This window comes from Sphingopyxis bauzanensis, assembly GCF_002205675.1.
GTDB lineage: Bacteria > Pseudomonadota > Alphaproteobacteria > Sphingomonadales > Sphingomonadaceae > Sphingopyxis > Sphingopyxis bauzanensis.
Map to the genome: position 1 here is coordinate 251786 of NZ_NISK01000001.1, position 14341 is coordinate 266126.

Here is a 14341-nt window from a genome sequence, read left to right on the forward strand (position 1 = left end):
TTTTAGGCGCCGACGCCGAGTAAAGCCGATAGCGGCCCCCGCCTGCGCGGGGGTGACGAATAACCCTCAAATCCCGAACAGTTTCGCCAGCGCCTTCTCCAGCATGAAAAACTGCCAGATCAGCCGCCCATGGTCGCGCCGTCCCGACTGATGCGCCGCGACGATCCGTTCGATCTCGGCCATGTCGAACCAGCCCGACCGCGCCAGCGTCGACGATGTCGCGAGCCCCCGCGCCTGCTCGACCAAAGCCCCGCGGAACCAATGCGACACCGGGGTCACAAATCCCATCTTCGGCCGATACAGGATGTCGTGCGGCAGATAGCGTTCCATCGCCTGCTTCATGATCGCCTTGCCCGTCCCGCGCTTGACGCGCATCGACGCGGGCAAGCTCGCGGCAAATTCGATCAGCCGGTAATCGAGCAGCGGCTCGCGCGCCTCCAGGCTCACCGCCATGCTCATCCGGTCCGTCTTGGTCAAAATGTCGCCGGGCAGCCAGATCATCAGATCGGCATATTGGGCGCGGTCGAGCGGCTCGCGCGCCGGGGCCTCGGCCATCGCCTTCCAATAGCGCGCCTCGGCAACATGATCGCCGAGCGCATGATGCGCCGCGTCGTTGAACAGCCGCGACCGCTGCGCCACCCCGGTCACCCCGACCGCCTCGGCATAACCCTCGGTCCCGCTCTTCGACAGGCTTGCGAGCGTCGCGCGCGCGCGCAGCGGACGCGGCGCCCAATCCATTTGCGGCCACACCTTCGCGAGCGGCCCCAGCACCCCGCGGCGCAGGAAACCGGGGATCAGCCCGCGCAGGCGTTCCTCCTGATGCTGGAACACCAGCCGGCGGTATCCGGCAAACGCCTCGTCGGCGCCATCGCCCGACAGCGCCACCGTCACCTCTTCGCGCGCCAGCTCGCACACGCGGTAGGTTGGCAGCGCGCTGGCGTCGGCAAATGGTTCGTCGAAATGATCGGCGATCGTGTCGACCAGCCCGAAGTCGCCCGACGACACGGTGCGCGTGCGGTGATCGGTCGCGAAACGCTCGGCGATTTGCTGCGCATATGCGGTCTCGTCGAGCGCCGCCTGATCGAAGCCGATCGTGCAGGTCTTGACCGCCTTCGCGCTCGCCTCCGCCATCAGCGCGACGACCGCGCTGCTATCGACCCCGCCCGACAGAAAGGCGCCGAGCGGCACATCGGCGACCATGCGGTCGGTGACCGCGGCGCGCATCAGATGGACCAGATGCTCAGCCGCCTCGCCCTCGCTGGCGCGGATGCGCTTCGAAAAATCGGGCGCCCACCAGCGCGTCGGCGCGGGCACCGGCTTGTCGCGTTCGAGCAACAGGAAATGGCCCGCGGGCAACTTCTCAACCCCCGCGACGATACAATTGTCGTCGGGGACATACCCAAAGGCGAGGAAATCCTCGATCGCGGTGAGGTTCGCTTCCTGCCGCAGCAGCGGATTGCGCAGCAGCCCCTTCAGCTCGGACGCAAACGCCACCGACCCGTCCGACAGCCGCGCATAATGCAGCGGCTTCACCCCCAAGCGGTCACGCGCCAGGAACAGGCAGCCGCGCTGATGATCGTGGATCGCAAAGGCGAACATCCCGTTCAGCCGCGACAGGCAATCCGGCCCCCATTGCCGCCACGCCGCGATGATGACCTCGGTATCGCCGCTGGTGCGGAACCGGTGCCCACGATCCTCCAGTTCGGAACGCAGCTCGCGGAAATTATAGATCTCGCCATTGTAGGTGAGCGTCACCGCCTCATCGTCGCTCGCCATCGGCTGCGGGCTGCCGTCGATATCGATGATCGACAGGCGAAGGTGGCCCAGCCCGACCCCGGCCGCGGTCCATTCGCCCGATCCGTCGGGGCCGCGATGCTGCATTGGTTGCAGCATCGCGCGCAGCCGCGCGGGGTCAACGGGCTTGGCCGTCTCGAGATGATAGATGCCTGCGATCCCACACATATGCTGCGTGGCCTAGCGGGTTTTCAGCGCGCGGTCAGCCATTGCCTTGGCTCCGCCCGACGCGGAAACGAAATCCTCCATCGCATCGCGCCCGCCCTGCCGCTCCGCGCTCGACACGATCAGCGACAGCGCACGCGGATCGCCGCCCAGCAACCGCGCCTTCAGTCCTGCGATCTTCGCGCGGCGCGGATCCCCGGTCACCGCGCCATCGACGACAAACCACGTCGCCGCATCGCGCAGTACGGGGCCCGGATGAAACAGACGTTCGGTCCGCCCGCCCTCGACCGTGGGCAACGACGCGCTCCACGCCCATTTGCTGTCGGGATCGACTGCACCCTGACCGAATGCGACGACCTCCCGCCCTTCTGCCTGGCGTTCATAGCCGCCGATCGCGACGGTCACCCGGCGTCCCCTGCCGTCGACAAAATGCCGCAGCAGCCGCTGGTCGGCGCCGTCGAAGCGCGGCGTCCACGCCATGCCTACGGCGCGCGTTTCGCTCCATCCACGCGGCGCCTCGACCGCCATCGTGTCAGGCAACGGGGCGCTGCGCCCGCCGACCAGCCATGCCCAGCCAGAAAAAAGCAACGGGATCGCCAGCGCGGCGGGCAGCACCGCGTTGGCCGACCCGGTAAAACGCAGCGGCCCGTCCAGCCCGCTCACATCGACTGCAACATCGTTCGCGGGCCGGTCGAACCAGCGCCACGCCACCAGCATCACGATCGCAATCACCAGCCCGAAGAAGATCCAGCCATAGAAGATATGGTCGATCCCGCCCGCCGCCTCGATCCCCCAGATTTCGGCGGCGACCATCGTGCCATAGGCGCGCAGCGCATTGGCGAGGATCGTCGTCGCAAGCGCCGCGGCGATAAAGACGATCCGCCGCGTCCAGCTCTTGAAACACAGATGCGCCGCGAACACCGCATAGGCGAGCATCGCGATCAGGAAATTGACCCCCGAACATTCCTCGGCAACCTCGAAGAAACCCGCGGGCGTCGTAATGAACACGCCCTCCATCTCGGCGGAAATGCCCGACAGGTGGAGCAGAACGACGCTGATATGCGCGGTAAAAGTCTGGAGCAGCGGCACCAGCTCCTCGCCGAACGGCACCAGCAACAGCGCATAGCCGAGCGGAAACAGCAAGCCGCGCACCAGCTTCTCGCCCAGCACCGCGCCGACCGCGCCCTGCAGCATCAGCACCAGCCCGAGCTGCCGAAACAACCCGACCCCCGCGGCCTCGCCGACCAGCCACACCAGCCCCGCCCCCGCCATCCAGAAGAGCGCCGGCCACCAAAAGACGGGGGTCAGCGGACGCAACTGGTCGACCCGCTGAGAGACCAGCCAGCCGATCATCGGCACCATCAACAGACAATGGGTAAACGTCGAGCTGTACCACCAGATGCCCGCCATAGCGGCGGCATCGCGCCAGAAGATCGCGAAGATCGCCGCTGACAGCAGCGCGAGAGCGCCCAGATGGCGTTGCCACAACGTCATGCGGGCAGGCCCAGCAGCTCGCCAAGCGGCGCCAGCCGCGCGTCCCAGCCATAACGCGAAATCATCCGCGCGCGCGCCGCTTGCCCCATCCTGCCCGCGCCCTCGCGGTCATCGAACAGCGACCCCACGGCAGCGGCCATACCCGCGGCATCGTCGGCGACCAGCAGATGTTCACCCGCAACCGCATCGATCCCTTCGGCCGCGGCGGCACTCGCCACCACCGGCCGCGCCATCGCCATCGCTTCGAGCAATTTATTCTGCACCCCGCGCGCCAGCAGCAGCGGTGCAACCACTGCATCGGCGGCAGCAAGCCAGGGCCGCACATCAGCCACCTCGCCCGTCACCGCCACGCCCGGCAGTCTGGCGAGCGCGCGCACCTCGTCGGTCGGAGCCCGCCCGACAATGGCGAACCGCGCCGCCGGATGCTGCCGACGGATCAGCGGCAGGATGTCGCCGGCGAACCAGCGCACCGCGTCGATATTGGGGCGATAATCCATCTGGCCGGTAAACACCGCCAGCGGTCCCTCGCCGCCATCGACCGCGTCGAATGTCAGCGCCGGATCAAACCGTTCGGTGTCGATGCCGTTCTCGACCGCTCGAACCTTGCCGGATCCCAGCCCGCTGCGCGCGCGAAATAGCGCCGCCTCGGCCTCGCTGACGAACAGGCTCGCATCGACGCGCCGCGCCACCTCGGCTTCATAGGCACCCAGCACCCGCGTCTCGCGCGCATGCACCCAATGCAGCGGCTGGCGCCGATCCTGCTCCGCATAGGTCGCGAATTTGGCCGAATCGACATCGACAAAATCCATGACCACCGGTCCGGAAAAGTGGCTGGGCGGCGGCAGATACTGCGCCATCTGCCCCGAGAAGGCGACGATGTGGCTGACGTCACCGTGGCTAAGCAGCCCGCCGACATGGCGCGCCAGCGGCGCGTTGCGAAACAGCCGGTTCGACACCGGGTCGCCGGTCAGCACCGCCTTCACCAGCGCTTGCGGCCGCGATGCCTTGCGCACTTCGACCACCAAACTCTTGCAAAGCGGCGCCATCTTTGCGCGTGCGATGGCGGCATCCTGTTCATTATCAGCCAGCGCCGCCACATGCACCGGCGCCAGCTTCGCCAGCGCCTCGAACATATGCCAGCTGCGGATGCGGTCGCCGCGGTCGGGGGGCCACGGCGCGCGATGCACAAGGAACAGGATTTCGGGCCTCACCCGTATTACCCCAACCCGCGCGCGATCAGCGGCCCGATCCTGTTCGCCGCCCACAGCGGCAGCTTTTTCCACAGATTGACCTGCAGCCGATATTTGGCGCTGTTCGGATTGGTGTCCCGCGGCGTTTCGCCCGGCGCGAGCCAGCGCGCATAGACGAGCGGCTGCGGCTCGAATCCCCAGTTCTTCTTGTAGCTGAAGGGTCCGGTCCCAACCTTCGACCGGCCGAAATCGAACCGCGTACAGCCCTTGGCCCGCGCATGGCGCATCAGCGCGAAATACATCAGTTCGTTGGCGCGCAGCCGCCGTGCATCGGCAATTCCGCCGCCCCAAAAGGGCATCACCGTGCCGCGCCAATAGAGGCTGAGCACGCTTGCGACGGGGCGCCCGTCCTGCCGCACGGTCAAAATATCGGCATCGTCGCCGAACGCATCGAGCACCGCATCGAACAGCTTTTTGGGAAACACCGGCGTCCCGAGATTGCGAACGCTGGTGGCATAGGTGCGGTAATGGTCGCGCCGCTCACCGGCGTCGCGCCCGGTTGTCACGGTCAATCCGCTCTCCAGAACCTTGCGCACCTCGGCGCGCTGCTTGCGCGGGATCGCGAGCAGTTCAGCATCGTCGTCGCTGGCGAGGTCGCGCGCAAAGCCAGCATAAACCCCCTCTTCGCGGTGCCAGCCGTCGCCATCGGGCTGCGGACCGCCGCGCAGTTCGACCGACGGCACCCCGAGCGATTGCGCCATCGCCGCCGCACCCTCGGCCACCTTCGCCGCAACTGCCGGATCATTGGCAAGGATACCGCCACCCACCGCAAACCCGCTGCCGACCAGCGCATGCCCGAACAGCGGCGAGCGGACATGGTGGAGCGGCAACAGCCCGGTCAATGTTCCCCCCGCATCGCGCGCGGTGACCAGATGGCAGACATGTCCCGTCGCCTTGGTGATCGCCTCGCACCACGCCCGGCTGTGGAAGGGCGTCGCGTGAGGATGCACCGCAGCATAGGCATCCCACGCCGCCGCATCGGACAACGGCGCGCCGGAAAAGCCATCCTTCACCGGACGGATCGGCGCATTCACGCCGCCGCGCGCCACGGCGCAGCGCGCTGCTGCTGCGCGGGGAGCAACGCGTCGGCGCGCGTCCAGTCGAAATCGGCGAGCAGTTTCTTCAGCTTGCCAGCCATAGCCGACAAGCCGCTGTAATGCCGAATTTTCGATTTGATCGGTGCATCGGTAACGCGCGGCTGGCCAGGGTCGATTTCCCACGGGTGGAAATAGAGGATCGCAGGATGCCCCTCTTCATTCATCCGCGCGATCGCCCAGCGGGTGAAGCCATAAGGCAGCATCCGCATGAAGCCCCCGCCGCCCGCCGCGAGCGTGCGCCCGGCAAAGCGCGCGGTCGTCACCGGCCATTCGACCAGTTCGCTATCGGGCAGCGGCCGCCAGGCATGGCGCGGGCTCTGCGGCCAGCCATAATGGTCGTGGACGACCGGCGCGACGCTCGACGAATAGGCATAGCCCTGTTCGGCGAGCACCTGATGAGCCCACGGGGTGCGCTGGTCGACCGAGAAACTTGGCGCGCGATAACCGCGCACCGCAACGCCGCCCAGATCCTCGAGGATCGCCTGTGTTTTCTGAAGGTCGGCAGCAAATTCGTCCGCGGTCATGTTGAACACGCGTTCGTGGTCATAACCATGGCTCGCGAGCTCATGCCCCGCCGCCACAATCCGCTTGATCAGCGCCGGATAACGCTCGGCGACCCAGCCCAATGTGAAGAACGTCCCCTTCGTCTCCGCGTCGGCGAAAATCTGCAGCACCGCGTCGCAATTCGCCTCGACCCGGCACTCGAGCGTCGGCCAGTCGGCACGGTGGATCGTGCGCTCAAAGGCGCCGACCTGGAACCAGTCTTCGACATCGACAGACAGGCCGTTCTGCATCGTTTCTCACCTTCATCGACCGGATAGCCGATTTCGCGTCCGCTGTCAGGCCGCCCAGGTCCGCGAGGTCGCCGGATTGGGTGCATTCTCAGGATCGCGCTCGACCCACTCGATCAGCAGGTCGAGCACGCGGCGCAACGCGGCATCCTGTTCGACCAGCCGCGTTTCAAGCGAAGCAATCTGGGCTTCGAGCGCCGCCAGCTGCTCGGGATCGATCGCCGCCACAGCCGGGGCCGCTTCGGGCGTCAGCTCCAGCACGTCAGTCTCAGGCCGCGTCGGCGCAGGCTCCGCAAAGGGCGGACGTCCGTCGGCAGCACGTTGCGGCCATTCGAGCGCGGTTTCATTCGTTGCGGTCGGCACCGCAAAGGGCGCAGGGGTCGGCGCCACCGCAGCGGCAGCTGCCGCCACGACCTCCTCGACCGGCAACGGCGCCAGCGTGGACGCGTCGATGCCGCGGTCGGCCTCGATCTCTGCGACCACCGAACGCACATTCTGCGCCGTGATGCGCGTCATCTGCTCGACCGCCCCGTACAGCAGCAGGCGGCTTACCAGCACGTTCAGCTTGCGCGGCACGCCCTCGCTATAATCGAAAATTTCCTCGAACGCGTCGGGGCTGAAGCTCGGGTTGCCCGTCCAGCCGACCTTGCCCAGCCGGTGCAGGATATAGGGTTCGACTTCCTCGGGCTCCATCGGATCAAGGTGATGCGTCGCGATCACCCGCTGGCGCAATTGCTCCAGCGTCGGCGAATGAAACAACGTCTGGCGAAACTCGGGCTGGCCGAGCAGGAAAATCTGGAGCAGCGAATGCCCGCCGAGCTGAAAATTCGACAGCATCCGCAGCTCTTCGAGCGCCGAGATCGCAAGATTCTGCCCCTCGTCGACGATCAGCAGCGTGCGCTTGCCGGCGCGCGCCTGCTCGCGCAGATATTGCTCCATCGACCGCAGCAACTCGGCCTTGCTCTGCCCTTCCCACTCGATCCCGAACTGTTCGGCGACCAGGCGGAGGAGGTCGTCGCCCTCGACCTGCGTCGACACCAGCTTGACCGCGGTAAGGCGACTGGGGTCGATGGTGTTCATCAGATGGCCGACCAGCGTCGTCTTGCCCGCGCCGACATCGCCAGTGATGACGATAAAGCCCTCACCCTGCGCGAGGCCGTAGCCAAGGTAAGACATCGCCTTACGGTGCGTGCTGCTTTCGAAATAGAAATGCGGGTCTGGCGTCAGTTGGAACGGACGCCCGGAGAAACCATAGAACTGATCGTACATCGCTAATATTCCCGTTGCTTGGTCAGAAGTTGTAACGCAGTCCCACCAAAGCTGAACCAATAAGCTGGCTGTTAAAGCCGTCCTGATCAAAGGCGTTAAGGCTGGCCGCCGCAGTTCCGGTCAGTCCGCGCCAGAAGCGCCGCGCGTATGCCGCCGACAGCCCCGCCGACTGGACGTCGCTCGCGCCCGGCGCGCCATTGTCGAAATAGTTGAGATACCCGGTCAGGCTGATGTCCGAATCGACGTCGAGCTGGCGCCCCGCCGACAGGAAGAGATAATAGCTCTCGTCCTTGATCCCGTTCAGGTTCGCGACCGGCGACAGCAACGGCGCGAGCAGCTTGCGCTGGTCATAGCCGATCCCGACGCCATAACTCCACCCGGCGTAGCGCGAGGCGATCGTCGCCTGCACGCCGCGGCTGCGATATTGCGCCGACGTTGCATTGCCGAGCTGGTTGTTCAGGCATCCGCCGCCCTGCTGGCCGAACACGCACGGATTGATCGTCCCGCCGATCGGGTTGCGCGTTGGGTCGAACTGGGTTGGCAACGCAGCAAGTCCACCCGACAGGCCGCGGCCCAGACTCGACAGTCCGTCATAAACGCCGACCTGAACCGTCGTCGCATGGTCGGCGCGATAGGAGAAGCTGCCGGTATAAATGGTGTCGCCATAACGGCGGCCGACGCGCGCGGTCGCCGACGTGCGGCGGCTGGGCTGCCACATCACCCCGGCGTCCCAGATCAGGCCGTCGGTATCGAACGACAGCTGGCGCGGGGTCGATTTGTCGGTGATGAAGCGACCGTTCGCATCGCGCACCGGTACGCCGCCCGCATCAACGAGCGGATTGCGCTGGCCGATTTCGATGTCCTCATAACCGACGCCGCCCAGCAGCGCGACAGTCGGCCCGATCGGCAGCGTCACATCGGCGCGGGCATATTTGCCCTCGAAACGCTGGTCGAGCTGGCTGGCATCCTCACGTTCATAGCCGCCCGATACCTGCCACCCGAACGGCAGGTCGCCGGGACGCGCGCCGACGCTGGCCCACGCAACATGGTTGGTCGAGCTGTCGAAAATATCCTGCGGCTGGCTGCCCGGCGCCAGGATCGCGGGTGTATCGACATCGACCTTGGTATAGCCAAAGCGATAGCCGGCCCCAACATCGAGCCCGCCGATGCGGCGCGCCAAGGTCGGCCCGGCATAGACCGAGTAGAGGTTCGCGACATTGCTCGCGTTGCCGATGAACAATCCACTGTCGGCGCCCTGCCCGTCAGCGCGGGTCCGCGTGGCGAGTGCGCCGCCCTCGAGATTGAGACCGCGCGCAACCTCGATCCGGCCGCGGGCGAGGCCGCTGATCGTATCAGAATCGCTCAGGCCGCCGCCCCAGCCAAAGCGGTGTTCATAGCGCAGCGTTGCTGCCAGTTCGGCGCGCGTCGTCACGATCGCGGCATCGATGCCGACCGCGACATTGGTATAGGTCAGGACGTCGCCGCCGTTTCTCAGGTCGGCGGTCAGCACCTGACCGACCTCGAGATAAGGGCTGACATCGACTTGCCGCTGGTTACGGCGGCCCTCGGCGCGCTTCGCTGCGCGGCCGGGTTCCGCCGGGGCGCTCGTCGGCGCGTCGCTGGCGCCGGAAGCGGGATCTCCCGAAAATTGCGCCTGGGCGCCCGTGGCGGTCCCTGCCAGCAGCAGCGCCGCCAGCGCGCTCGCGTGGCGCAGGGCGATGGGGGTGCGCATCACGCACCTCCCTGTCCGTAATAGGTGCCGAATCGGCGGCCGCCTGGCGAGAATTTCACGCCGTTGAGAAGCAGCTGAATATGCGGACACGCGCCCATCAGGCCGATCGCGTCGCGCAGCGCGGATTCCAATGTTTCGTCGGCGCGCACGACCATGATCGTCTGGCCGACATGCCCCGCCAGCACTGCGGCGGGCGACGCCGCCAGCACTGGCGGCGAATCGATGATCAGGATGCGGCCCGGGACGCCCTGTTCGAGCTGCGCCAGCAACGCATCGGTGCGCGCCGACGCGAGCAGTTCGGTGTCGTGCATATGCCCGGTCCCCGCGGGCATGACCTTCAGCCCCGGAATGTCGGTCTGGATCAGGCAGTCGCCCAGCGGCAAATGCGCATCGGCGAGCGCGTCCATCAGCCCCGGACCATCCTCCAGCCCCAAGGCTTCGAGCACGCTCGGCTTGGCAATGTCGGCGTCGATCAGCAGCACGTCATGGTCGGCCTCGACCGCCAGGCTGAGCGCGAGGTTGACCGCGGAGAAGGTCTTGCCTTCGCCCGGGTTCGCTGACGCGATCAGTACGCGGTGGCCGCGCGGCAGGATCGGGCGATTGCCGACGCCACCGAAATTGCGGATCAGCTCGCGCTTCACGATGCGATATTCTTCCGAAATGCCCGTGACCGGGGTACCCGGCACGATCATCCCGCGCGCCGCAAGGCGCTCGCGGTCGATCGTCCCCTGCCGCGCCGGCACGATCGCGGGCGCCGCCTTGGCGATCTCCTTGCGCGGCGAAGGCTTGGGCGCCGGCACCGTTTCGACCGTCGGTGCGGCCTCGGCAACGGGAGGGGCGCTTTCGGGCGGTAGAACTTCGGCGACGGGTTCCGCCTTGACCTTCTTCGCCCTTTTCGGCGCTTCCGGCGGCAGGCTCGACACGTCGATCGTCGGCGCATTGGCGGCGGGATCGAGGCCGAACATATCGGCTGCGCGTTCGAGGATCGAGGGCGGGCGCTTGACTTTGCGTTGGTCGTTCATGTCATCGTCCCCCGTCACGCAACCATGCCGCGCTGGATGAATTCGGCGACCAGCAGCAAGGCGTAGAGGCCGACCAACGCCCCGCCGCCGCTTGCCAGCCAGACCAGCTTCTTGCGCCGTTCGACATGGCGTTCGGGGGTCACCACTTCGGTGATCGAACCGATCACCGGCAATCCGCTGGCACGCTCCAGCTTAGCCGCGGTGGCATAGCTGGTGCGGACCTGGGCGAGGCCAAAGGCCGCGGCGACGCCGCCGCCAATTCCCGCGAGCAGCACCAGGGTCAGGAACAACGGCCGATTGGGTGCCGCAGGGCTGGTCGGCTTCGTCGGCGGATCGAGCAGTTCGATCTTGATCGCGTCGGTTTCGGTCTGCACGTCGCCGCGCATCCGCACCTGTTCGCGCTGGCCCAGCAGCTTGTCATATTGTGCCTTGAACGCGGTATATTCGCCGTTGATCCGGTCATATTCGGCGGCGATGCCGGGGTTCTGGATTTGCTGGCTCGTGATGCGCGCGATGTCGCCGGTCAGCTGCGCCTTGCGCGCGTTGAGTGCGCTCGCCGTCGCCTGCCGCTCGGCCCGCATCGCGGCGAGCGAGGCATAGGCTGGGTTCTGCGAATTGCCGCCGCCGCCGCCCGCGCCTTCGCGGTCGGCCATGGCTTTCAGCGACGCGATCTGGCTTTTCAACGCGATGACGTCGGGATGCGCGTCGGTCAGCCCGCGCGAACGCATCGACGACAGTTCATTCTGCGCCCCCGCCAGCTGCTGCCGTGCGACACCGCCGCCGACGCTGCCCATCCCGGGGACGTTGATCGTTGCCGGGGTGGCGGCAAGCTGGCCGTTCGCCGCCGCCAATTGTGCCTGCGCCGCCACGAGTTGCGAATCGATCTGGCCGAGTTCGGCGCGCGCTGCCTCGACGCGCTGCGCAGGCGATCCGGCGCCGCCGGGGATCAGCCCGATATTCTGCGCCTCGAACGCCGCCCGCCGCGCTTCGACTTCGCGCAGCGCCTTTTCGCGGTCGGCGATCTGCGCATCGAGAAATTTCAATCCCTCGCGCGCATTCATCCGCCCGCCGCGCAGCTGGTCGTCGCGGAACACGGTAATCAGGCTGTCGAGCACGCCCGACGCCAGCTTGGCATTGTCGGCATCCGACAGGCTACCGACACCGACGCTCGAGGTAATTTCAAAGATATTGTCCTGCTGTGGGATCACCTTGATGCTCTTTTGCAGCATCGCGACCGCGCCGGCTTTCTCGCGCTCTCCGGCACCCGCAGGCAACAGGCCGGTGGTCGCCGCGACCTTTTCCAGATTGCGCGCGCTGGTCAGCGTTTCGCGGATCTGGTCAATCCGCTGGCGGCCGCCATAGGCGCCGCCCTGCGGATCGTCGGGCAGGATTTCGTTGATGTCGACGAGCAGCCGCGCGCGCGAGTCATAACGGTTGGGGATCGACGCGATCGCCAGCCAGCCGAGAATGCAGATGCCCCACGCCACCGCCAGCACGAGCCACCGGCGCGTCCAGACGCTGTGCAGCGCCACCCGGAATTCGTCGTAAAGGCTGTTCATCGGTTGCGATCAATCCTTGGGAAATGGGTCTATTGGCGGTCGTTCGGGGTCAGAACATGCTTTCGGGGATGATGATGACATCGCCGGGCTGCAACCGCACATTGGCCTTGATATCGCCGCGCTTGATCAGGTCGTTCAGCCGCAGGCCAAATTCCTGCTGCTTGCCGCTACCCTTGTCGAAACGGACAAGTCGTGCCTTGTTTCCAGCCGCATATTCGCCCAGCCCGCCGACCGCAATCATTGCGTCGAGCACGGTCATGTTGGCGCGAAACGGAATCGACGCCGGTTTTTCGGTCGCGCCGACGACGCGCACCTGCTGCGAAAAGGTGCTGTTGAACGTCGTCACGATCACGCTGACGATCGGGTCGGTGATATATTGGCTCAATTGCAGCTTGATGTCCTGCTGCAACATCGTCGGCGTCTTGCCGACCGCGGGCATGTCGGTGATCAGCGGGGTGGTGATCCGCCCGTCGGGGCGCACCTGAACCTTGCCGCCAAGCTCGGGGTTGCGCCACACAAAGATCTGCAGCTCGTCGAGCGGGCCGATGATATATTCTTCGCCCGGCCCCTCCTGATTCTGGACAAAGTTCGCGCTGGGCAGCTGCGGCGCGCTGCTGCCGCCGCTCGCGCAGCCGGAGAGCGCAGTCGCCGCGATACCGGAAACGAGCGCGGCGCGGGCGACGCGAAGCGAGGGGAACGAAGCCATAAACAATCAACCTTTCGTGCCGCGGGCCGCCGCCGCGGCGCAAATCCCCGCGACGACCGTCATTGCGTCAGCTTCCGCTCTTGCGCGAAAAGGGTGAACATAGAGTTAGTATTGAGATAAGTGTGCCTAGCACATCGGCATAATTGTCCCGTTAAGGAGCAAGTTTTTCCGGGTCAGATCAGCATTTCGCGCGCCGAACCCTGCCCCAGGAACGCCGCCGGGCTCGCGCTGGCGCCATAGGCCCCCGCCTGAAAGATCGCGATCAGGTCACCAACGTCGGCGCGCGGCAGCGCGACCTGATCGCCCAACCGGTCGAGCGGGGTGCAGAGGCAGCCGACGACCGACACTGTTTCGGTCGGGTCGCGGCCAAATGCGTTCGCGACCGCGATCGGATAGTTGCGACGGATCACCGTCCCGAAATTGCCGCTCGCCGCGAGCTGGTGATGCAGCCCGCCGTCGGTCACCAGAAACGTCTCGCCATGGCTCGTCTTGCGATCGACGATACGGGTCAGATACACCCCCGCCTCGGCCACCAGCCAGCGACCGAGTTCCATCGCAAAGCGGCTGTCCGCGAGCACCGGGGGCCGCACCGCGAGCGTCTCGCCCAGCGCCGACCCGACCGCCGCGGCATCGACCGCTGTATCGCTGGAAAAATAGGGAACCCCCATCCCGCCGCCCAGATTGACCAGCGGCGGCGTGGCGCCGATCTCGTCCGCCAGCCGTGCCGCCAGCGCGACCGTCTGGGCCTGCGTATCGGCGATCGCCGCCGCATCAAGTGCCTGCGATCCCGCGAAAATATGGAAACCCTGCCAATCGGCCCCCGCGGCAATCAGCCGCCGCACCAGCGCCGGAACCTCGGCAGCATCGACGCCGAACGGCTTGGCACCGCCGCCCATCTTCATCCCCGATCCTTTGAGGTCGAAGTCGGGATTGACCCGCACCGCAAGGCGCGGAGTCACCCCGTTCCTTGCCGCGATCGACAGCGCGCGCGCCGCTTCGCCCGCCGATTCCAGATTGAGCGTCGCCCCCGCGATAATGGCCGCTTCCAGCTCGCGGTCGCGCTTTCCGGGTCCGGCAAAGCTGACGTGCGCCGCCGCCATCCCGCTGTCGATCGCCGCCTTCAACTCGCCGCCCGACGCGACATCGAACCCGTCGACCAGCCGCGCCATGAAGGCGAGCAGTGGCGGATAGGGGTTCGCCTTCATCGCAAAATGGAGCTGCACTTCGGCGGGCATCGCGGCGCGCCATGCGGCGACCCGTGCGGTCAGCATCGCGCTGTCGTAAACGAACAGCGGCGTGTCGCCCGCCATGTCGGTGAGCGTGTCGGCGCGGTCGCCGCCGATCAGCAGCATGCCGTCTTCGTCGGCGGCGAAACCGGGCGGGATCGGACCGTGCGGCTTCATGCCGCCACTCTCGCGGACGATAAATTGGGCTCCCGGAATCCGTTCGTGTCGAGCGAAGT

11 protein-coding genes are annotated in these 14341 nt (G+C 66.5%); all 11 read right to left on the reverse strand.

Going from position 1 to position 14341, the window contains the following annotated elements; genetic code table 11:
- Positions 1-66: 66 nt before the first annotated feature.
- Positions 67-1962 carry an XrtA/PEP-CTERM system amidotransferase gene (locus tag CDQ92_RS01195; RefSeq protein WP_088439337.1) on the reverse strand — a complete coding sequence of 632 codons (1896 nt, stop codon included), beginning with the start codon at positions 1960-1962 and terminating at the stop codon, positions 67-69.
- Between the two features lie 12 nt (positions 1963-1974).
- Positions 1975-3453 (reverse strand): exosortase A, encoded by a 1479-nt coding sequence (xrtA, locus tag CDQ92_RS01200; RefSeq protein WP_088439339.1) that lies wholly within the window; start codon positions 3451-3453, stop codon positions 1975-1977.
- Positions 3450-4664 (reverse strand): TIGR03087 family PEP-CTERM/XrtA system glycosyltransferase, encoded by a 1215-nt coding sequence (locus tag CDQ92_RS01205; RefSeq protein ID WP_088439341.1) that lies wholly within the window; start codon positions 4662-4664, stop codon positions 3450-3452. Before CDQ92_RS01205 ends, xrtA begins: the two co-directional genes overlap by 4 nt.
- A gap of 5 nt (positions 4665-4669) precedes the next feature.
- Positions 4670-5752 carry a FemAB family XrtA/PEP-CTERM system-associated protein gene (locus CDQ92_RS01210; protein WP_088439343.1) on the reverse strand — a complete coding sequence of 361 codons (1083 nt, stop codon included), beginning with the start codon at positions 5750-5752 and terminating at the stop codon, positions 4670-4672.
- Complete coding sequence (locus CDQ92_RS01215) at positions 5734-6594, reverse strand: XrtA system polysaccharide deacetylase (RefSeq protein WP_088439345.1); 861 nt, start codon at positions 6592-6594, stop codon at positions 5734-5736. The genes CDQ92_RS01210 and CDQ92_RS01215 overlap by 19 nt, the downstream gene beginning before the upstream one ends.
- Positions 6595-6639: 45 nt before the next feature.
- Positions 6640-7860, reverse strand: a complete 1221-nt coding sequence (locus CDQ92_RS01220) for an XrtA/PEP-CTERM system-associated ATPase (RefSeq protein ID WP_088439347.1) — start codon at positions 7858-7860, stop codon at positions 6640-6642.
- 22 nt (positions 7861-7882) lie between these two features.
- On the reverse strand, positions 7883-9592 hold the full coding sequence (locus CDQ92_RS01225) for a hypothetical protein (RefSeq protein ID WP_088439349.1): 1710 nt from the start codon (positions 9590-9592) through the stop codon (positions 7883-7885).
- A complete protein-coding gene (locus CDQ92_RS01230) occupies positions 9592-10614 on the reverse strand; it encodes a P-loop NTPase (RefSeq protein WP_088439351.1) in 1023 nt (340 codons plus the stop codon). Before CDQ92_RS01230 ends, CDQ92_RS01225 begins: the two co-directional genes overlap by 1 nt.
- Positions 10615-10628: 14 nt before the next feature.
- The gene (locus CDQ92_RS01235) at positions 10629-12173 is read right to left on the reverse strand and encodes an XrtA system polysaccharide chain length determinant (protein ID WP_088439353.1); all 1545 of its coding nucleotides are present in this window, start codon (positions 12171-12173) and stop codon (positions 10629-10631) included.
- A gap of 49 nt (positions 12174-12222) precedes the next feature.
- On the reverse strand, positions 12223-12879 hold the full coding sequence (locus CDQ92_RS01240; protein ID WP_088439355.1) for an XrtA/PEP-CTERM system exopolysaccharide export protein: 657 nt from the start codon (positions 12877-12879) through the stop codon (positions 12223-12225).
- A gap of 173 nt (positions 12880-13052) precedes the next feature.
- Positions 13053-14282: a pyridoxal-dependent decarboxylase, exosortase A system-associated gene (locus CDQ92_RS01245; protein ID WP_088439357.1), complete on the reverse strand. Its 1230-nt coding sequence runs from the start codon at positions 14280-14282 to the stop codon at positions 13053-13055.
- Positions 14283-14341: the final 59 nt, after the last annotated feature.

What these genes read in the sequence shown, in the direction of transcription:
- CDQ92_RS01195 (WP_088439337.1), bottom strand. Translation starts at nt 1,962, where the DNA reads ATGTGTGGGATCGCAGGCATCTATCATCTCGAGACGGCCAAGCCCGTT.
- xrtA (WP_088439339.1), bottom strand. Translation starts at nt 3,453, where the DNA reads ATGACGTTGTGGCAACGCCATCTGGGCGCTCTCGCGCTGCTGTCAGCG.
- CDQ92_RS01215 (WP_088439345.1), bottom strand. Translation starts at nt 6,594, where the DNA reads ATGCAGAACGGCCTGTCTGTCGATGTCGAAGACTGGTTCCAGGTCGGC.
- CDQ92_RS01220 (WP_088439347.1), bottom strand. Translation starts at nt 7,860, where the DNA reads ATGTACGATCAGTTCTATGGTTTCTCCGGGCGTCCGTTCCAACTGACG.
- CDQ92_RS01225 (WP_088439349.1), bottom strand. Translation starts at nt 9,592, where the DNA reads ATGCGCACCCCCATCGCCCTGCGCCACGCGAGCGCGCTGGCGGCGCTG.
- CDQ92_RS01230 (WP_088439351.1), bottom strand. Translation starts at nt 10,614, where the DNA reads ATGAACGACCAACGCAAAGTCAAGCGCCCGCCCTCGATCCTCGAACGC.
- CDQ92_RS01235 (WP_088439353.1), bottom strand. Translation starts at nt 12,173, where the DNA reads ATGAACAGCCTTTACGACGAATTCCGGGTGGCGCTGCACAGCGTCTGG.
- CDQ92_RS01240 (WP_088439355.1), bottom strand. Translation starts at nt 12,879, where the DNA reads ATGGCTTCGTTCCCCTCGCTTCGCGTCGCCCGCGCCGCGCTCGTTTCC.
- CDQ92_RS01245 (WP_088439357.1), bottom strand. Translation starts at nt 14,282, where the DNA reads ATGAAGCCGCACGGTCCGATCCCGCCCGGTTTCGCCGCCGACGAAGAC.